Source organism: Mangrovicoccus sp. HB161399, from assembly GCF_013184745.1.
Taxonomy (GTDB): Bacteria; Pseudomonadota; Alphaproteobacteria; order Rhodobacterales; family Rhodobacteraceae; genus Mangrovicoccus.
The window spans coordinates 70216-86658 of sequence record NZ_JAATVU010000007.1 but is presented as its reverse complement, the minus strand read 5'-3'; the positions used below and the strand labels follow the sequence as shown (position 1 = coordinate 86658).

19 protein-coding genes are annotated in these 16443 nt (G+C 66.7%); 6 read left to right on the top strand and 13 right to left on the bottom strand.

All coding sequences use genetic code 11. From position 1 onward, the window contains the following. Window positions 1–47: 47 nt before the first annotated feature. The 9 genes from HCC78_RS05650 to pcaD form a co-directional block, all read right to left on the bottom strand. A complete protein-coding gene (locus HCC78_RS05650; protein ID WP_172327772.1) occupies window positions 48–1634 on the bottom strand; it encodes an arylsulfatase in 1587 nt (528 codons plus the stop codon). Window positions 1635–1791: 157 nt separating this feature from the next. Next, complete coding sequence (locus HCC78_RS05645) at window positions 1792–3300, bottom strand: bifunctional aminoglycoside phosphotransferase/ATP-binding protein (protein ID WP_172327771.1); 1509 nt, start codon at window positions 3298–3300, stop codon at window positions 1792–1794. A gap of 84 nt (window positions 3301–3384) precedes the next feature. Then, window positions 3385–3807 (bottom strand): group III truncated hemoglobin, encoded by a 423-nt coding sequence (locus HCC78_RS05640; protein ID WP_172327770.1) that lies wholly within the window; start codon window positions 3805–3807, stop codon window positions 3385–3387. 87 nt (window positions 3808–3894) lie between these two features. Beyond that, window positions 3895–4956: a 3-carboxy-cis,cis-muconate cycloisomerase gene (locus tag HCC78_RS05635; RefSeq protein WP_172327769.1), complete on the bottom strand. Its 1062-nt coding sequence runs from the start codon at window positions 4954–4956 to the stop codon at window positions 3895–3897. After that, window positions 4953–5825, bottom strand: a complete 873-nt coding sequence (locus HCC78_RS05630) for a 3-keto-5-aminohexanoate cleavage protein (RefSeq protein WP_172327768.1) — start codon at window positions 5823–5825, stop codon at window positions 4953–4955. The genes HCC78_RS05635 and HCC78_RS05630 overlap by 4 nt, the downstream gene beginning before the upstream one ends. Next, complete coding sequence (gene pcaG, locus HCC78_RS05625; protein ID WP_216671040.1) at window positions 5800–6411, bottom strand: protocatechuate 3,4-dioxygenase subunit alpha; 612 nt, start codon at window positions 6409–6411, stop codon at window positions 5800–5802. Before pcaG ends, HCC78_RS05630 begins: the two co-directional genes overlap by 26 nt. Continuing rightward, on the bottom strand, window positions 6411–7151 hold the full coding sequence (gene pcaH / locus HCC78_RS05620; RefSeq protein ID WP_172327767.1) for a protocatechuate 3,4-dioxygenase subunit beta: 741 nt from the start codon (window positions 7149–7151) through the stop codon (window positions 6411–6413). Before pcaH ends, pcaG begins: the two co-directional genes overlap by 1 nt. Next, window positions 7144–7530, bottom strand: a complete 387-nt coding sequence (pcaC, locus tag HCC78_RS05615) for a 4-carboxymuconolactone decarboxylase (protein WP_172327766.1) — start codon at window positions 7528–7530, stop codon at window positions 7144–7146. The genes pcaH and pcaC overlap by 8 nt, the downstream gene beginning before the upstream one ends. Then, complete coding sequence (gene pcaD / locus HCC78_RS05610; RefSeq protein WP_172327765.1) at window positions 7527–8336, bottom strand: 3-oxoadipate enol-lactonase; 810 nt, start codon at window positions 8334–8336, stop codon at window positions 7527–7529. The genes pcaC and pcaD overlap by 4 nt, the downstream gene beginning before the upstream one ends. Window positions 8337–8442: 106 nt before the next feature. Here pcaD and pcaQ point away from each other — a divergent pair, with 106 nt between their 5' ends. Both pcaQ and HCC78_RS05600 read left to right on the top strand, forming a co-directional pair. Beyond that, window positions 8443–9339, top strand: coding sequence for a pca operon transcription factor PcaQ (gene pcaQ, locus HCC78_RS05605; protein ID WP_253949052.1), 897 nt, complete (start codon window positions 8443–8445; stop codon window positions 9337–9339). A 97-nt stretch (window positions 9340–9436) separates the two neighbouring features. Continuing rightward, window positions 9437–10438, top strand: coding sequence for an alpha/beta fold hydrolase (locus HCC78_RS05600; protein WP_172327763.1), 1002 nt, complete (start codon window positions 9437–9439; stop codon window positions 10436–10438). Here the strand turns inward: HCC78_RS05600 and HCC78_RS05595 are convergent. The 3 genes from HCC78_RS05595 to hrcA are packed head-to-tail and all read right to left on the bottom strand — an operon-like array spanning window position 10381 to window position 12631. Then, complete coding sequence (locus HCC78_RS05595) at window positions 10381–10929, bottom strand: YdcF family protein (RefSeq protein ID WP_172327762.1); 549 nt, start codon at window positions 10927–10929, stop codon at window positions 10381–10383. The genes HCC78_RS05600 and HCC78_RS05595 overlap by 58 nt on opposite strands. Next, a complete protein-coding gene (locus tag HCC78_RS05590) occupies window positions 10929–11561 on the bottom strand; it encodes a nucleotide exchange factor GrpE (RefSeq protein ID WP_172327761.1) in 633 nt (210 codons plus the stop codon). The genes HCC78_RS05595 and HCC78_RS05590 overlap by 1 nt, the downstream gene beginning before the upstream one ends. An 11-nt stretch (window positions 11562–11572) precedes the next feature. Continuing rightward, the gene (gene hrcA / locus HCC78_RS05585; RefSeq protein ID WP_172327760.1) at window positions 11573–12631 is read right to left on the bottom strand and encodes a heat-inducible transcriptional repressor HrcA; all 1059 of its coding nucleotides are present in this window, start codon (window positions 12629–12631) and stop codon (window positions 11573–11575) included. Between the two features lie 100 nt (window positions 12632–12731). Here hrcA and rph point away from each other — a divergent pair, with 100 nt between their 5' ends. The 4 genes from rph to HCC78_RS05565 are packed head-to-tail and all read left to right on the top strand — an operon-like array spanning window position 12732 to window position 15559. Next, the gene (rph, locus tag HCC78_RS05580) at window positions 12732–13442 is read left to right on the top strand and encodes a ribonuclease PH (RefSeq protein ID WP_172327759.1); all 711 of its coding nucleotides are present in this window, start codon (window positions 12732–12734) and stop codon (window positions 13440–13442) included. Next, on the top strand, window positions 13439–14050 hold the full coding sequence (gene rdgB, locus HCC78_RS05575; protein WP_172327758.1) for an RdgB/HAM1 family non-canonical purine NTP pyrophosphatase: 612 nt from the start codon (window positions 13439–13441) through the stop codon (window positions 14048–14050). Before rph ends, rdgB begins: the two co-directional genes overlap by 4 nt. Continuing rightward, entirely contained in the window at window positions 14043–15206 is a 1164-nt protein-coding gene (gene hemW, locus HCC78_RS05570) for a radical SAM family heme chaperone HemW (protein ID WP_172327757.1), read from the top strand. Before rdgB ends, hemW begins: the two co-directional genes overlap by 8 nt. After that, entirely contained in the window at window positions 15206–15559 is a 354-nt protein-coding gene (locus tag HCC78_RS05565) for a YbaN family protein (protein ID WP_172327756.1), read from the top strand. The genes hemW and HCC78_RS05565 overlap by 1 nt, the downstream gene beginning before the upstream one ends. A gap of 4 nt (window positions 15560–15563) precedes the next feature. Here the strand turns inward: HCC78_RS05565 and HCC78_RS05560 are convergent, their stop codons facing one another. After that, a complete protein-coding gene (locus HCC78_RS05560) occupies window positions 15564–16436 on the bottom strand; it encodes a ParB/RepB/Spo0J family partition protein (protein WP_172327755.1) in 873 nt (290 codons plus the stop codon). Between the last annotated feature and the right edge of the window lie 7 nt (window positions 16437–16443).

Genomic DNA, 16443 nt, shown 5'->3' with positions numbered 1-16443 from the left:
GGCGGCCCTTGGGCCGCCCTTTGCCGTTCCGGAACCGTCCCCCGGGCTTACTGCATGCCCTTCGACATGAAATCCTCGACGATGTTCGACATGTCGAAGGAGGCCCCGCCCTGCACCGGCGGATAGTCGGCCAGGGTCTGCAGGTGCTCCTGCATCAGCACGTTCATCGGCTGCATCAGCCAGGACACCTTCTGCATCAGGTGGCCATAGGCGTCGGTGCTGGAATAGCTCTCGAACGGATCCATGCGGATGTTGAACACCATCGGCGCAGTGCGGCCCTCGATCGTGTCGTAATAGTCTTCCTTGGTGGCGAAGTGGAGCTTCCACGGCCCCATCCGCACCGCCATCAGCCGGCTTTCATAGTAGTAGAACAGGCTGTTGCGTGCCGATTGGTCGGCGTCGCCGGTCCAGTAGGCGAGGTTGTCGACGCCGTCGATATACTGGTTCTTCTCCTCCATCACCTCGGCATTGACGTCTTCGATGCCGGCCGCCGCGGCGAGGGTGGTGAACATGTCCTGGTGCTGCTGGATGCCGTTCAGGATCGAGCCCGCCGGGATATGGCCCGGCCAGCGCACCATGGAGGGCACGCGCACGCCGCCTTCATAGGTGGTCATCTTCTCGCCGCGGAACGGCGAGGTGCCGCCATGCGGCCAGGAATTGTGCTCGGGGCCGTTATCCGTCGAGTACCAGACGATGGTGTTGTCGCTCAGCCCCTGCTCGTCCAGCCAGTCGAGCACATAGCCGATGTCGTGATCATGCTGCAGCATCCCCGAGCCGTAGAGATCGGCCTCGGAGGTGTACATCTCGGCGGCATAGCGCCAGTTCTCGTCGAGCCGGGTATAGAGATGCATCCGCGAGGTGTTCAGCCAGACGAAGAACGGCTCGCCGGCCTCCTTGGCTGACGCCATGAAGTCGATCGCCAGCGGGATGACCTCGTCATAGTCGAAATTCTTCATCCGCTCCTGGGTGAGCGGACCGGTATCCTCGATGGTCTGCATGCCGACCTTGCCGAAGCGCGGCATCTCGGTCGGGTCGTCCTCCTCGGTGGCGAAGGTGTGCAGCACGCCGCGGGTGCCGAACTGTGCCTCGTACTCCTCGAGCGAGCCGGAGAATTCCTTGCCGAAATTCTGGTAGTCGCGCTGCTCGGCCTCTTCCTGCGTGTTCAGGTGGTAGAGGTTGCCGAAGAACTCGTCGAAGCCGTGCACCGTCGGCAAATGCTCGTTGCGGTCGCCGAGATGGTTCTTGCCGAACTGCCCGGTCCTGTAGCCGACCTGCTTCAGCTCCTCGGCGAGGGTCGGCGAAGCCGCCTGCAGGCCCAGCGGCGAGCCGGGCTGGCCAACCGTCGTCATGCCCGACCGGATCGGATACTGGCCGGTGATGAAGGCGGCACGGCCGGCCGTGCAGGAGGGCTGCGCGTAATGGTCGGTGAAGCGGATGCCTTCCATGGCGATCCGGTCGATATTGGGCGTGGTGTAGCCCATCGTTCCCATGCCGTAGGCAGAGACGTTCTGCCAACCGACGTCATCGCCCCAGATTACCAGAATGTTCGGCCGTTCGGCGTCCTGGGCATGGACCGCCGTCACCGCGAAAACGGCAAGCACCGCCCCGGCCGCGGCCCGTGTCACGAATTTCATCTGTTTCTCCCTTCGAGTCGGCAGCCGAAATCGCGGCTGCCGAGACAAAGGTAACATGATATTCACGAATTTCATCGGCGGCGTGAAGCCGGGGGCGGGAACCCTGCCGGCGTCCGGTCGCCGCGACCGGCGGTTCGGCAGCCCTGCGCACATGCGCTCAGGGCGAGAGTTCGGCGACGAGTTCCGCGACCGTTTCCGTGCCGTCGGCATGGCGCCAGTCCACCTTGCCCGTGCCGCGCGCCAGCTGCGCCTCCAGCACGTCCGACGTGGCATCGGACACACCGCCCCGGCGGGACGCAACCCGCGCCCGCAGGGTTTCCGCGGGAACGTCCAGCCAGACCCCGGCGAAGGGCCGGCCGGCCTGCGCGGCCGCCTCCGCGATCCGCGCCCGCCGCTCGGGCCGGTCATAGACCGCATCGGCGACCACGCAGCATCCCGCCTGCAGCAGCCGGCCCGCCCGTGCCGCCATCGAGGCATAGACCCGGTCCGACACCTCCAGAGCATAGGCCTCCGGCGGCAGGCGGGTTTCCGGGTCGACGCCATGCATGGCCTTGCGCGCAAGGTCGCTCTCGATCAGCCGCGCACCGGGCGCGGCGCCAATTTCCGGGGCCAGGGCTTCGGCCAGGGTGGATTTGCCGCTGCCGCTGAGCCCGCCGATGGCAACCAGCCTGGACGGCTGCGGCTCTAGGCATGCGAGGGCGAGATCGTAATAGCTGCGCGCTGCCGCGGCGGTCTCGTCCCGTTTCTCCGCCGGTCCGGTCTCGGCCTGGGTGGCCACGACATGTGCGCGGACTTCTGCCCGCAACGCCGCGAAGAAGGGCAGCAGCGCGAAGCCGTCCTCCTGCCCGCTGCGGTCGAGATAGCGGTTCGCCAGCAGGTTCGCATGGCCCCGCAGCCCCCGGTGCCAAAGGTCCATCGCCATGAAGGCAAGGTCGTAGAGCACGTCGACCGTCGCCAGCCGGTCGTTGAAATCGATGCAGTCGAACAGCCTGGGCCGGCCCTGCCAGAGGCAGATGTTGCGCAGATGCAGGTCGCCATGGCAGCGCCGGATCCGTCCCTCCGCGCCGCGACGGTCGAGCAGCGGCGCATGGCGGTCGAGCGCCGCGCGGAAGGCCGCGTCGATGGCGCCAGCCTCCGCGGCGGAGAAGACCCGGCTCTCGCCGAAGCCGGCAAGGTTGATGTCGAGCACGGCCGAGATGTTCTCCGTGCCGCTTTCGCGCGCCACCGGAGCCGCCGCATGCGCCGCCGCGATCTCGGCCGCCAGCGCGCGGATCAGCCGGGACGTGAGCGCGCCGCGCTGCGCCATGCGGTCGAACAGGCTGTCCTGGTCGAAGCGCGCCATCTCCACCACCGCATCGGCCAGCTCTCCCGGCCCGTCGAAGGCAAGGCCATCGGGCTCCCGCGTGATCCTTCGCACGCGCAGGTACAGCTCGGGCGCAGCGGCGCGGTTCAGCGCCAGCTCCTTCTCGCAGGCGGCCAGCCGGATCGCGGGGGTGGAGAAATCGGCATAGGGCAGATGCACCGCCTGCTTCATCTTGAAGGCCCGGCCTCCCGCAAGGAAGACCGCCGAGATATGGGTGTCGATCCGCTCCACCGGGCCGGCGCCGCCATGGCTGGCAGGGTCCGACAGGAAGGCGATGGCCGCGCTCTGGTCCTCTACCCGCATCGCGTCCTCCGCGGTTGCTGCGTGGCTGTCGCTCCCACTCTAGCCGCGGATGGGCCCTGCGTGCATGACTCCGATCAAGCCGGCTCAGAACAGCCGCGGCGGCTCGCTCGGCGGGCGGCGCGCGCTTTCCACGCCCATCATCATGCCGCGGCCGATGCGCGAGGCCATGCCGTGGATCGCGTCGGCCTGTTCAGGGGTAAGCACCTCGTCGGCAGTGGCGCGGAAATGGCCCAGCCAGATCGGGAAATGCTCGGGCATGATGTCGGAATTGCCGATATGCGCCATCTGCGGATTGCCGGAGTAGGCGCCGACCTGCAGCCCCAGCGCATTGCGCCAGAAGCCGGCGATCTTCGCCTCGTGGCGGCGCCAGACCGCGTCGTCGGTGCCAATGGTGCGGCGGAAGACCGGCCCCAGGACCGCATCCGCGCGGACCCGCGCGTAGAAGGCGGCCACGAGGCGGTCGATGTCTTCGGGCGCCAGGGCGGCGGGCTGGGTCGGAAGGGTCATGGGCGGTCTCCTGCAGGCTTCCGCTGCACTGCGGCAGCGGAAGTGGTCAAGCACATAGCCTGCCAGGCCGGCCCGGGTCCACCGGACTCAACCGCGCGCGCCCAGATCGGCGATGGCCTCGCAGAGACCGAGTGCCAGGGACAGGCCGCGCCCGGTCGCCATGACCATTTGCGGCAGCACCATCCATTCCAGCGACCAGGCGGCGCCGGAGCGCTCCTGTTCGTGGACCAGCGCTTGGTGCATGGCCGAGACCTGCACCGCGTTGAAGCGGGCCAGCGTCACCAGCAGCTCGGCCGACACCGGGTTCTGCTTGTGCGGCATGGCCGAGGAGCCGCCGCCGCCGGCGAGGCGGATCTCGTCGATCCCCTGTAGCGCCATGATCGCCGCGTCCTGGCCCATCTTGCCCAGCGTGCCCGAAACCAGCGACAGCCAGGAGGCATATTCGGCGATCCCGTCGCGCATCGCCTGCCAGGATTTCGCGGTCGGCGCGAGGTCGAGCTCGGCCGCGAGCCGGCCCGAGATCTCGCCGGCCTTGCCGCCGGAGGCCGCGCGGTCGCCTGCAGCGCCGCCGAATTGCAGGCATTCAAGCCGCGGGCGCAGTTCGGCCAGCCGGTCGAGATGGTTGTCCAGAGGCAGCGCCCAGGCCAGCACCCGGTCCTTCACCGTGATCGGCAGGGCGGCCTGCATCCGCGTGCGCCCCATCAGCGGACGGTCACCGAAGCGTTCGATCAGCAGGTCCAGATCGCCGCGGAGCCGGCCCAGCTTGTCCGCCAGCAGGTCGTTCGCGGCCTTCAGCGACAGGATCGTCGCCGTGTCCATCACGTCCTGCGATGTCAGCCCCTTGTGGAGCGCGGCCTGCGCCTCCGCATCCACCGCCTTCTTCAGCTCGCGCACCAGCGCCGCGACCACGACACCGTCCTGCGCCATGCCCGAGCGCAGCGCGGACATCGCCGGTTCGGCGGCCAGGATCTGGGCGGAGGCGCGTTCGGCCAGAGCCGGCTCGACTGACCCCACCTCGCCCAGCACGCGGGAATAGGCGGCTTCCATCTCCAGCATATGGCCGAGCGTGGCCTCGGGCCCGAGCAGCGCGGACAGATCCGGCTCGGCGAAGAGACCGCCGAGCCAGGGATGATCGAAGACCGAGATCATGCCGCGGGACGCAGCCCGAGGATCTCGCGCGCCTGGGCCAGCGTGGCCACCGGGCGTTCGTACTTCTCGCAGAGATCCGCGGCCCGCTTGATCAGCGCGGCGTTCGACGGTGCCAGCGTGTCCTTGTCGAGGCGCACGTTGTCTTCCAGGCCGGCCCGGGTGTGCCCCCCAGCCGCGATCGCCCATTCGTTGACGGTCAGCTGGGTCGCACCGATCCCGGCCGCGCACCAGTTGGCGTCGGGCGCCCGGCGCTTCATCGTCTCGACATAGATGTCGAAGATCTCCTTGTCGGCCGGCATGGCATTCTTCACGCCCATGACGAACTGGACATAGAGCTTGCCGTAGAGCTTGCCGGTCTCCTGCAGGCTGATCGCCTTGAGGATGTGGCTGAGGTCGAAGGCCTCGATCTCCGGCTGGATTTCGTAGGTCTTCATCTCGGAGGCCAGCCAGTCGACCAGATCCGGCGGGTTCTCGTACACCCGGGTCGGGAAGTTGTTCGAGCCGACGGAGAGCGAGGCCATGTCGGGACGCAGCGGCAGCATGCCGCCGCGGGTCTGGCCGGCGCCGGAGCGGCCGCCTGTGGACAGCTGCACGATCACGCCCGGGACGTGCTTTTCCAGCTCTTCCTTCAGGCGCGCGAATTTCTCCGGGTCCGAGGTCGGGGTCTGGTCGTCGTTGCGGACATGCGCGTGAATGATGGAGGCTCCCGCCTCCACCGCTTCATGGCTCGACTCGACCTGCTCCGAGATGGAGATCGGCACCGCCGGGTTGTTTGCCTTGGTCGGCAGCGACCCGGTGATGGCGCAGCAGAGGATGCAGGGCTTCCCTGCAACCTGCTCCGGTTCAGACGTCGAAAAAGATGGTTTCATTGTCGCCCTGCAAGTAGATGTCGAAGGTGTAGGTGTCACCGTCGCGCTTTGCCATCAAGGTAGGGATCCTTACCTTGTGCTCGACCCGAGCGAGAATCGGGTCTTCGGCATTCGCCTCCGCCTCGTCCTCGAAATAGCAGCGGGTCATCAGTCCGATGTTGATGCCGCGGGCGACGATCCACATGGTGATGTGGGGCGCCTGCAGGCGTCCGTCGGGAAAGGGCACGCGGCCCGGCTTCACCGTCTCGAAGGTGTAGACGCCGGTATCGCCGTCCGCACCCTGGCGGCCCCAGCCGGTAAAGGCCGGATCGGCGGTGCCGCGGCGTTCCACCGGCGAGTTGAACAGCCCGTTGGCGTCGGCCTGCCAGATCTCGATCATCGCGTCGCGCAGCGGCGTGCCCGACCCGTCGATGACGCGGCCCTTGAGCGTGATCTTCTCGCCCTTCGCATCGCCGGTGATCATGGTCTTGCCCAGATCCTCGGGATAGACGCCCTCGACGCCCGCAAAGGTCGGCACGCAGCCGATATGGACATACGGGCCGGCCGTTTGCGACGGAGATTCCTTCAGGAAATCAAGCGGCTGCATCAGTTGCCCTCCTTGCGGTTCTCGAACATGGTCGAGCGGCGGCCGCGCAGCGTGATGTCGAACTTGTAGGCGCGCGAGTCCATCGGGATGGAGTTGTTCATGTCCAGAGGCGCGATCAGCTGGCCGATGGCCGCCTGGTCGCGGATCGTGTTCACGATCGGGCAGATGGCGATATGGGGGTCGCCTTCGAAATACATCTGGGTGATCAGGCGCTGCGCGAAGCCTGTGCCGAAGATCGAGAAGTGGATGTGCGACGGGCGCCAGTCGTTCACGCCGTTCGGCCAGGGATAGGGGCCCGGCTTGATGGTGCGGAAGCTGTAATAGCCGTCCGCGTCGGTGATCGCCCGTCCGCAGCCGCCGAAATTCGGGTCCAGCGGAGCCAGGTAGGTGTCCTTCTTGTGGCGGTAGCGGCCGCCGGCATTGGCCTGCCAGAACTCCACCAGCGTGCCCGCAACGCCGCGGCCGCGCTCGTCCTGGACCCGGCCATGGACGATGATCCGCTCGCCGATGGCGCTTTCGCCCGGCTGCGCGTAGTTCAGCACCAGGTCGTTGTCGAGCTCGCCCAGCATGTTGTGGCCGAAGGTCGGACCGGAAATCTCGCCGAGCGACGGGTCGAAGCTGATCTTCGCCTTCTGCGGCGAGCGCAGGACCGAAGTCTTGTAGCCGGGCGTGTATGCCGGCGGATGCCAGTCGAGGTCGCGGGGATAGAACGCCCCGGTTTCAGGGGGATTGTTATGCATTGGACTCCTCCATCTGCGCGAGCGTTTCCTTGATGATCTTGTTCGCGTGGTTTGCCGCGGGAACGCCCGCGTAAATGGCGACGTGCAGCATCGCTTCTCTTATGTCTTCCGGGCTGGCCCCGGTATTCTTCGAGGCGCGCACATGCATGGCGACCTCGTCCCACTGTCCAAGGGCGGCGAGCAGCGCCAGCGTGATCATCGAACGTTCGCGTTTCGAGATCTGCGGGCGCGACCAGACATGGCCCCAGGCCGCCTCGGTGATGAGGTTCTGGAAGGGTTCGTCGAACTCGGTCTTGTTCGCCTCGGCGCGGTTCACATGGGCGTCGCCCAGCACGGAACGGCGCGTGGCCATCCCCTGGTCGTAGCGGGTCTGCGTCATGCAAGGCTCTCCTTGATCCTGTCGAGATGCAGGGCGACGTGATGCGCGATCTCGTCGGGGAACTCGATCCCCGGCAGATGCCCTGCCTTGGCAATGGTTTCGAGGGACGACCCAGGGATCAGCGCGGCCATCTCGGCAACCAGCGCGGGCGGGGTGGACCCGTCCTCCTCGCCGCAGATGCAGAGAGCGGGCACGGTCACGGATTCGGCCGCCAGGGTGAAGTCGGTGTCGCGGATTGCGGCGCAGGTGCCGGTATAGCCCTGCACGGGGGTGCGGATCAGCATGTTGCGGTAGCCGGCCAGCTGCGTCGGGAAGCCGTCGCGGAAGCCCGCCGAGAACCAGCGCTCGAGGATCGGAGTGGCCAGCGCCTCGATGCCCTCGTCCTCGATGGTGCGGATGCGGGTGGCCCACATCTCCGGCGTGCCGATCTTGTGCGCGGTATTGCTGAGGATCAGCCCGGCAACCAGGTCCGGACGCGCGGCCGACAGCCCCAGCGCGATCTGCCCGCCGACCGAGAGGCCGAGGACCACGGTGCGCTTGGCGCCCAGCAGATCCAGCAGCGCCGCAAGGTCCGCAACATGGTCGGCCATGGTGATGCTGTCGCCCAGATCCGACAAGCCGTGGCCGCGCTTGTCGTAGCAGACGAAGCGCACGCCGGGAGCCTTCGGCGCGAGATGGGCAAGTACCTCGTCCCAGGTCCGGAAATCGGTCCCGAGGGAATTCACGAAAACCAGCGTCAGGGCGGCATCCTTGGGACCCGTCACGCGGACGTGGAGCGTGATGTCATTGGCGGTGATGAACGGCATTGGATTCTCCCTGCACAAGGTGTGGCATATGATTTCGGGCATGTGTAATAATTTCTCAGTCCAAAATCATAGCGGATGAGTTATGCGTTTATCCGGTCGTCTCAACATGCGTCACCTCGAATTGTTCGTCGAGGTGGCCCAACGCAAGAGCGTCAGCCGCGCGGCGGAGGCGCTGAACCTGACCCAGCCGGCAGTCAGCCGGACCCTGCGCGAGCTGGAGGACCTCTGCGGCAAGCCGCTGTTCGAGAAGCACGGCCGCGGCATAAGGCTCTCGCCCTTCGGCACGATCTTCCTGCGCCATGCCGGGGCCAGCCTCGCCGCCGCGCGCGAGGGGCTGGCCGCGCTGCAGAGCCTGGATCCGAACCAGGGGCCGCCGCTCCGGATCGGCGCGCTGCCGACCGTGCTGGCCACGATCCTGCCGAAGGCCGTGGCCGCCTACCGCGCGGAAGGTCCCGGGGCGCGGCTGTCCGTGTCCTCGGGCTCCAACCTCGTGCTGCTCAACGAGCTGCGCGAAGGCCGGCTCGACCTGGTGATCGGCCGCCTGCCCGCACCCGAGAACATGGTCAACGTGGCCTTCGAACCTCTCTACCGCGAACGCGTGGTGGTGGTCGTGGCCGCCGGCCATCCGCTGGAGGACGCCACGCTGCTGACCGCGGACGACCTTGCGCGCTACCCGGTGCTGCTGCCCGGGCCCGGCTCGATCATCCGGCCCTTCGTCGAGCGGCTTCTGCTGGAACAGGGGCTCACGCCGCCGCCGGATGCGATCGAGACCGTCTCGCCCAGCTTCGGCTGGGCCTGCCTGAAGCAGGCGGAGGCAATCTGGTTCATCTCCCGCGGCGTGGTCGAGTCGCAGCTCGCCCAGGGGGAGTTCCGCGAACTTCCGATGGACACCGGCACCACGGTCGGCTCTGTCGGACTCTGCACGCGGATCGACAAGACGCCGGGCGCTTCGGTTACGCGCTTCGCGGCGCTCCTGCGCCGGCTGGCGCCGGAGGGGCTGTGAGCGCTCCCAGGCGGCGAACCGACGCGTGCGTCACGATTGTCCGCGCATCGGCCCGGACCCCGGGATAGGCTGCGCCGGAAAAGGAGAGGTACGGGACATGGCACGGATCAAGGCAGGCGAGGTCACGCTGGGAGCGCGGCAATGGGGCAGCGGACCGATCCCCGTCCTGTTCATACACGGCAACCTGGCCAGCAAGGACTGGATCGAAGTCGCCGCGCAATGGTTCCCGCCGGACATGAGCGTCCATGCCGTCGACTGGCGCGGCTGCGGCGACAGCGACCGGCCGACGCCCGACGACAACTACGACAACTATTCGATCACGCAGCACGCGATCGACATGCTGGCTGCGATGGACACGCTGGGCATCGACATCTGCCATCTCGTGACCCATTCGACCGGCGGGATCATCGCCGCGCGGATGCAGCTGATCGCGCCGGAGCGGATCGGCCGGATCCTGCATCTCGACCCGGTCTCGCCGGCCGGCATCCGGTTCGAGGAAAGCTCGATCGCCGCCTTCCGCGCCATGGAGCAGTCCAAGCAGACCACCCGCGCGGTGATGGCCAATGCCGCCTCGTCGCTGTTCCAGGCGGACAGCTTCCTGCCCGGCAAGATGCCGAAATTCCGCGACGGAATCGACCATCTCCAGGCGATGTTCGAGAAGGTGATCGACCAGACCTTCACCGCCGGGCACGGCATCTGGCTGGGCACGCCGCTGAACCTGACCAAGGAGGCCGAGACCGGCGAGCTGGCGGCACAGATGGACAAGCTCGTGCACGAGACGCTGATCCTCTGGGGGCAGCAGGACACGATCATTCAGCAGGCCGACATGCGCGCCATGGCCGAAGCACTGCCCGATGCGCGGCTGGTCGAGGTGCCCGGCGTCGGGCATTCGATGAACATCGAGGCGCCGCAGATGTTCGCGGGCTTCGTCGCCGGCTTCCTCTCTGGGGTGCGGCCGCTGCCGCCCAAGCTCCCGGACTCAGAACCGGCCGCATCGGAAACCGCGGAGGGCGCGGCGAACGGAGCCGGCCCGGCCCCGGTTCAGGACCCCGCAGACCGGTCGCCGCGCCTCTTGTGGTGGCTCAACCTGAACACGTAGACCGGCAGCGCCAGGAGCTCGCGCAGCGCGGCCTTCAGCCAGCGGTCGATCCGGCCGAAACGCCAGACCGGCCGCGCCCGCGCCGGCACGCCGAACCAGCGGAAGGTCAGCACGGCGCGCGGGCAATGGTAGCTGTCGGTGACGACCAGCGCGCGGCGCAGCCCATGCCTCTGCATCAGCCGGGCCGTGAAGAGCGCGTTTTCCAGGGTAGATGTCGACGCGTCCTCGCAGAGGATCCGCTCCGGCGCGACGCCGAGCCGGATCAGCCGGTCGCGGATCGCCATGGCCTCGGCAGGCGGCTCCCTGCCCCAGCCGCCAGAACCGATCACCGCCGCTTCGGGATGCCGTGCCGCAAGATCGGCCCCGCGGGCGATGCGCCGGGCCAGGGCCGGGCTAGGCTCGCCGCCGGGCCAGACCGCCGCGCCGAGAATGACGATGGCAGTCTGCCTGTCATCGGGCGCCCCGCATCCGGCGCGGCGCCCCTCCGCCATCAGGCGGGCGTCGAGGACACGCCGACCTGCGCCGGGCGCAGCAGGCGGTCGCGGATCATGAAGCCTTCGGCCATGACCTGGATGATGTCGCCGGCCTTCGTGTTCGGCACCGGGGCCTCGAACATCGCCTGGTGCACCTGCGGGTCGAATTTCTCGCCTACAGCCGGCGCGATGCGGGTGATGCCGTGCTTGCCGAAGATGTTCACCAGCTCGCGCATGGTCAGCTCGACGCCTTCGATCAGGGCCGCGTGCTCGGCCTTCTGCTCCTCGGTGATCGAGTCGATGGCGCGCTTCATGTTGTCGTAGACGGGCAGCATGTCGCGGGCCAGCTTGGTGCCGCCGTACATCTCGGCATCCTTGCGGTCGCGCTCGCCGCGCTTGCGGGCATTCTCTGCCTCGGCAAGGGCGCGCATCATCCGGTCGCGGTACTCGTCGCGCTCGGCGATGACGGCATCCACGTTCGGGCCGGAAACAGCCTCTTCGGCCGCTTCTTCCTCGGCCGGCATTTCTGCATCGGCAGCCGCTGCCTGGCGCTCGTATTCGCGGGCCAGCGCCTCGATGTCGATGGTGTCGCCGTCTCCGGTCCCGGGCATGTCCTCGAACGCACCCTTGTCCTTCTTCGGATCCGCCATGATCTCTCCTCTTATCCCCGGCCGGACAAGATCCGCCCGACCAGCTGTGCCGTATAGTCCACGATCGGCACGATGCGTCCGTAGTTGAGACGCGTGGGCCCGATGACCCCGACCGCACCGATGATTTTCCGATCAGCGTTCATATAAGGAGACACCACCAAAGAGGAACCCGAAAGTGAGAAAAGCTTGTTCTCGGACCCGATAAAAATGCGCACACCCTCGCCCTGTTCGGCAAGTTCGAGGAATTCGGCGATGTCGCGCTTGCGCTCTAGATCGTCGAACAGCGTGCGGATCCGGTCGAGGTCGGCGGAGTCTCCGTCCAGCAGGTTCGAGCGGCCGCGCACGATCAGCCGTTCCGAGTCGGAGCCCTCGTCGGCCCAGACCGCCAGGCCGCTTTCCACCAGCGCCTGCGCGAGCACGTCGATCTCGCGGCGGCGCTGCTTCATCTCTGCTTCGATCACGTGGCGCAGCTCGGCGAGCGTCCGGCCCTCTGCCAGCGCGTTGATGAAATTCGCGGCCTCGCGCATCGCGCTCGGGGTCACGCCGGGCGGCGGACGGAAGATGCGGTTCTCGACATGGCCGTCGGCCATCACCAGCACCACCAGCGCGCGGTCCGGCGCCAGGCTGACAAATTCGATGTGCCGGACCGGGGCCTCCTGCTTGGGCGCCAGAACCACGCTCGCCCCGTGAGTGGCCCCCGAGAGCGCGGCGCCGATCTTGTCGAGCACCGAGCCGACATCGCCCTTGGTGTCGCCCACCGTCGACTCGATCGCCAGGCGGTCGGTGTCCTTGAGGTTCTCGACCTCCATGAAGCCGTCGATGAACATCCGCAGGCCCAGCTCCGTCGGGATCCGTCCGGCAGAGACATGCGGGCTGTTCAGCAGGCCCATGAATTCGAGATCCTGCATGACGTTGCGGATCGTCGCCGCGCTGACCTTCTCTTCCATGGAGCGGGTCAGGGTGCGCGACCCCACCGGTTCGCCGGTTTCGAGATAGCCCTCGACCACGCGGCGGAACACCTCCCGCGAACGGGCATTCATGTCTGGGATCGGGGTCTTGTCACTAATCATTGCTGCGTGAGCTTGCCGGCTCCGTGATGAGGCGTCAATCGGCCTTGAAATCACATATGTGCGGCAGATATGGCTGCGGCAACCCAGGAAAGGAAGACCGATGCGACCCTCTGGCCGACAGCTCGCCGAAATGCGCCCCGTGACGATCGAAACCGGCGTGACTCGCCATGCAGAGGGCTCCTGCCTGATCAAGGTGGGCGACACGCATGTGCTGTGCACCGCGACCATCGAAGACCGGCCGCCGCATTTCCTGAAGGGCACCGGCCTGGGCTGGGTCACCGCCGAATACGGCATGCTGCCGCGCGCCACCCACAGCCGGATGCAGCGCGAGGCCAAGAAGGGCCAGTCGGGCCGCACGCAGGAGATCCAGCGCCTGATCGGCCGCGCGCTCCGCGCCGGCGTCGACCGCGTCGCCCTGGGAGAGCGCCAGATCGTCGTCGACTGCGACGTGATCCAGGCCGATGGCGGCACCCGCTGCGCCTCGATCACCGGCGGCTGGGTTGCGCTGCGCATGGCTTTCGACAAGCTGATGAAGGCCGGCATCGTCACCTCCGACCCGATGCTCGACCATATCGCGGCCGTGTCCTGCGGCGTCTATGCCGGCCAGCCGATCGTCGATCTCGACTATCCGGAAGACAGCGAAGCCGGTGTTGACGGCAACTTCATCCTGACCGGCGCCGGCCGGCTCGTCGAGGTGCAGATGAGTGCCGAAGGCGCCACCTTCTCTCGCGACCAGATGAACACCCTGATGGACCTCGCCGAAGCCGGCTGCAAAACGCTGGTCGACGCCCAAAAGGCGGCGCTGGCATGACCCGCAAGCTGACCGAGAAGAAGATCTGCCTCGCCTCGCACAACAAGGGCAAGCTTGCCGAGATCTCCGCGCTGCTGGCCCCCTACGGCATCGATGTGGTGTCCGCCGACGATCTCGGCCTGCCCGAGCCGGAAGAGACCGAGGACAGCTTCGCCGGCAATGCCCGCATCAAGGCGCATTTCGCGGCGAAGGAATCCGGCTTGCCGGCCCTGTCCGATGACAGCGGCATCTGCGTCGACGGGCTGGACGGCGCACCGGGCGTCTACACGGCGGACTGGGCAGAGACGCCGAACGGCCGCAACTTCCCGATGGCCATGAAGAAGACCTGGGACCTGCTCGAAGAACGCGGCGCAGCCCATCCCCGCACCGCGCGCTTCTGCTGCACGCTCTGCATTGCCTGGCCGGACGGCCATGACGAGCTGTTCGAAGGCAAGGCGGAAGGGCGGCTCGACTGGCCGATGCGCGGCGAACACGGCCATGGCTACGATCCGATCTTCATTCCGGAAGGGTATGAAATTACCTTCGGCGAGATGGACCAGGCCGAGAAGAACCGCATCAGCCACCGCGCCGATGCCTTTGCCAAGCTGAAGGCAGGAGCCCTTGGCTGAGCTCAAAACATGGCAGGAGGCTGGTTTCGGCCTCTACCTGCACTGGCCGTTCTGCGCCGCCAAGTGCCCCTATTGCGACTTCAATTCCCATGTCGCAGCCACCATCGACCAGAGCGCCTGGACTGCCGCCTATCTGAGCGAACTCCGGCGAACGGCGGCCGAAACTCCCGGACGCATCCTGTCGACCGTGTTCTTCGGCGGCGGCACACCCAGCCTGATGGCCCCCGAGACCGTCGCCGCGATCCTCGACGAGGTCCGCCGCCTGTGGCCCATGGTCAACGATCCCGAGATCACGCTGGAAGCCAACCCGACCTCGGTCGAAGCCGGGCGGTTTGCCCACTATGCGCAGGCCGGCGTGACGCGGCTCTCCATGGGCGTGCAGTCGCTGCATGACGACGATCTGCGACGTCTCGGGCGCCTTCACAGCGCCGCCGACGCCCGCAAGGCTTTCGACATCGCTCGCCGGAATTTCAGCCGTGTCAGCTTTGACCTGATCTACGCCAGGCAAGGACAGACTCTCGACATGTGGCGGGCTGAGTTGAAAGAAGCGCTATATATGGCGGTTGATCACCTCTCGCTCTACCAGTTGACCATCGAGCCCGGCACCGCATTCGGCGATCGTTTCGCAGCAGGGCGGCTGAGGGATCTGCCCGAGGACGACGTCGCCGCGGACATGTATGACGCGACGCAGGAGATCTGCGATGCAGCCGGCCTGCCCGCCTACGAGGTGTCCAACCACGCCCGCCCGGGCAGCGAGAGTCGGCACAACCTGATCTACTGGCGCGGCGGGGATTGGATCGGCATTGGTCCCGGTGCCCATGGCCGGCTCGGGCATTCCGACGGACGGCATGCAACGGAGACCGAACTTGCGCCGGGCCGATGGCTCGGCATGGTCAACAAGACCGGCAGCGGAGAAACAGCCCGCTCGGTCTTGACCCCCACCGAGACCGCGGAAGAATACCTGATGATGAGCCTGCGGCTCGACGAGGGCACCGACCTGCGGCGCCTCGAACGGCTCGGGCATCGGCTCGACCGAGATATCCTCGATGACCTCGAGCAGATGGAAATGATTCGGGTGGAAAACCATATTCTGTGCTGCACTCAATCCGGCAGGCTGGTGCTGAACGAACTTCTCAGGCGGCTCATGGTGGGATAATGCGGGCGATATGGTTCACGGCCGGAATGATCTGCACGGGCCTCGGCATGCTCGGGGTCCCATTGCCGCTCCTGCCGACGGTACCCTTTCTCCTGGTCGCCACTTTCTGCTTCGCCCGCTCCTCCCCCCGGCTGCATAACTGGCTGATCACCCATCCAACCTACGGCCGCAGCATCCGCGACTGGAACGAGCGCGGCGCAATCTCCCTGAAAGCGAAAAGGCTTGCAACGATCACTGTCGCTGCAAGCCTAGGCATTTCAATTTTGCTGTCCATTCCGCTCAGGGCGCTGGCCATTCAGGCCGTCACGCTCTGTCTCGTGATGATCTTCATCTGGACGCGCCCTTCGCACTGACGGTTCAACTCATCGACAGAAGACGGCAAAGCGTGTCGAGCTGGTCCAGCGACTTGTACTTGATCACCAGCTGCCCGTTATTGGCCTCCGGCTTGTGATCGACACTGACTTTCATGCCCAGCGTATTCGACAGATCCTGTTCCAGGACACGGGTATCCGCATCCTTCTCTGCCTTGGCCGGCTTCGGCCGCAGCACCGGTTCCGCCGCAGCCTTGGCCAGACGCTCGGTGTCCCGCACCGAAAGTCCCTTGTCGACAACAACCTTGGCCAGTTCGCTCGGGTTTTCGGTCGTGATCAGTGCCCGGGCATGCCCCGCGCTGAGCAAACCGTCGCGAAGCAAGCCCAGAACATCATCGGGAAGCTGCAGCAGCCGCAGGAGATTGGCAATGTAGCTGCGGCTCTTGCCGAGCGCCTCTGCAAGCCGCTCCTGGGTGTGGCCGAACTTGTCCATGAGCTGGCGGTAACCCATTGCCTCTTCGACGGCGTTCAGGTCAGCACGCTGCACGTTTTCGATGATGGCAATTTCCAGCATCTCCGTGTCGGAATAGTCCCGCACGATAATCGGAATCGTATGAACCTGCGCACGCTGCGCCGCGCGCCAGCGGCGTTCGCCCGCCACGATCTGGTATTTTGGAGAGCCGCCCGGGTTCATCCGCACGATCAGCGGCTGGAGAACCCCTTTCTCGGCGATCGAAGCCGACAGATCGGCAAGGTCTTCCTCGCGAAATTGCCGCCGCGGCTGGTCCGGGTTGGGAGCAACCGTCTCGACCGGGACCTGAAGTTCCGCATTGCGCCCCGCATCGGCACGGGACGGCTCCTGCAGTGCCACATCTGCCATGAGGGCAGACAGCCCACGTCCCAGTCCACGCTTTTCCATCAGGTCT

What these genes read in the sequence shown, in the direction of transcription:
- HCC78_RS05650 (WP_172327772.1), bottom strand. Translation starts at nt 1,634, where the DNA reads ATGAAATTCGTGACACGGGCCGCGGCCGGGGCGGTGCTTGCCGTTTTC.
- HCC78_RS05645 (WP_172327771.1), bottom strand. Translation starts at nt 3,300, where the DNA reads ATGCGGGTAGAGGACCAGAGCGCGGCCATCGCCTTCCTGTCGGACCCT.
- HCC78_RS05640 (WP_172327770.1), bottom strand. Translation starts at nt 3,807, where the DNA reads ATGACCCTTCCGACCCAGCCCGCCGCCCTGGCGCCCGAAGACATCGAC.
- HCC78_RS05635 (WP_172327769.1), bottom strand. Translation starts at nt 4,956, where the DNA reads ATGATCTCGGTCTTCGATCATCCCTGGCTCGGCGGTCTCTTCGCCGAG.
- HCC78_RS05630 (WP_172327768.1), bottom strand. Translation starts at nt 5,825, where the DNA reads ATGAAACCATCTTTTTCGACGTCTGAACCGGAGCAGGTTGCAGGGAAG.
- pcaG (WP_216671040.1), bottom strand. Translation starts at nt 6,411, where the DNA reads ATGCAGCCGCTTGATTTCCTGAAGGAATCTCCGTCGCAAACGGCCGGC.
- pcaH (WP_172327767.1), bottom strand. Translation starts at nt 7,151, where the DNA reads ATGCATAACAATCCCCCTGAAACCGGGGCGTTCTATCCCCGCGACCTC.
- pcaC (WP_172327766.1), bottom strand. Translation starts at nt 7,530, where the DNA reads ATGACGCAGACCCGCTACGACCAGGGGATGGCCACGCGCCGTTCCGTG.
- pcaD (WP_172327765.1), bottom strand. Translation starts at nt 8,336, where the DNA reads ATGCCGTTCATCACCGCCAATGACATCACGCTCCACGTCCGCGTGACG.
- pcaQ (WP_253949052.1), top strand. Translation starts at nt 8,443, where the DNA reads ATGCGTCACCTCGAATTGTTCGTCGAGGTGGCCCAACGCAAGAGCGTC.
- HCC78_RS05600 (WP_172327763.1), top strand. Translation starts at nt 9,437, where the DNA reads ATGGCACGGATCAAGGCAGGCGAGGTCACGCTGGGAGCGCGGCAATGG.
- HCC78_RS05595 (WP_172327762.1), bottom strand. Translation starts at nt 10,929, where the DNA reads ATGGCGGAGGGGCGCCGCGCCGGATGCGGGGCGCCCGATGACAGGCAG.
- HCC78_RS05590 (WP_172327761.1), bottom strand. Translation starts at nt 11,561, where the DNA reads ATGGCGGATCCGAAGAAGGACAAGGGTGCGTTCGAGGACATGCCCGGG.
- hrcA (WP_172327760.1), bottom strand. Translation starts at nt 12,631, where the DNA reads ATGATTAGTGACAAGACCCCGATCCCAGACATGAATGCCCGTTCGCGG.
- rph (WP_172327759.1), top strand. Translation starts at nt 12,732, where the DNA reads ATGCGACCCTCTGGCCGACAGCTCGCCGAAATGCGCCCCGTGACGATC.
- rdgB (WP_172327758.1), top strand. Translation starts at nt 13,439, where the DNA reads ATGACCCGCAAGCTGACCGAGAAGAAGATCTGCCTCGCCTCGCACAAC.
- HCC78_RS05565 (WP_172327756.1), top strand. Translation starts at nt 15,206, where the DNA reads ATGCGGGCGATATGGTTCACGGCCGGAATGATCTGCACGGGCCTCGGC.
- HCC78_RS05560 (WP_172327755.1), bottom strand. Translation starts at nt 16,436, where the DNA reads ATGGAAAAGCGTGGACTGGGACGTGGGCTGTCTGCCCTCATGGCAGAT.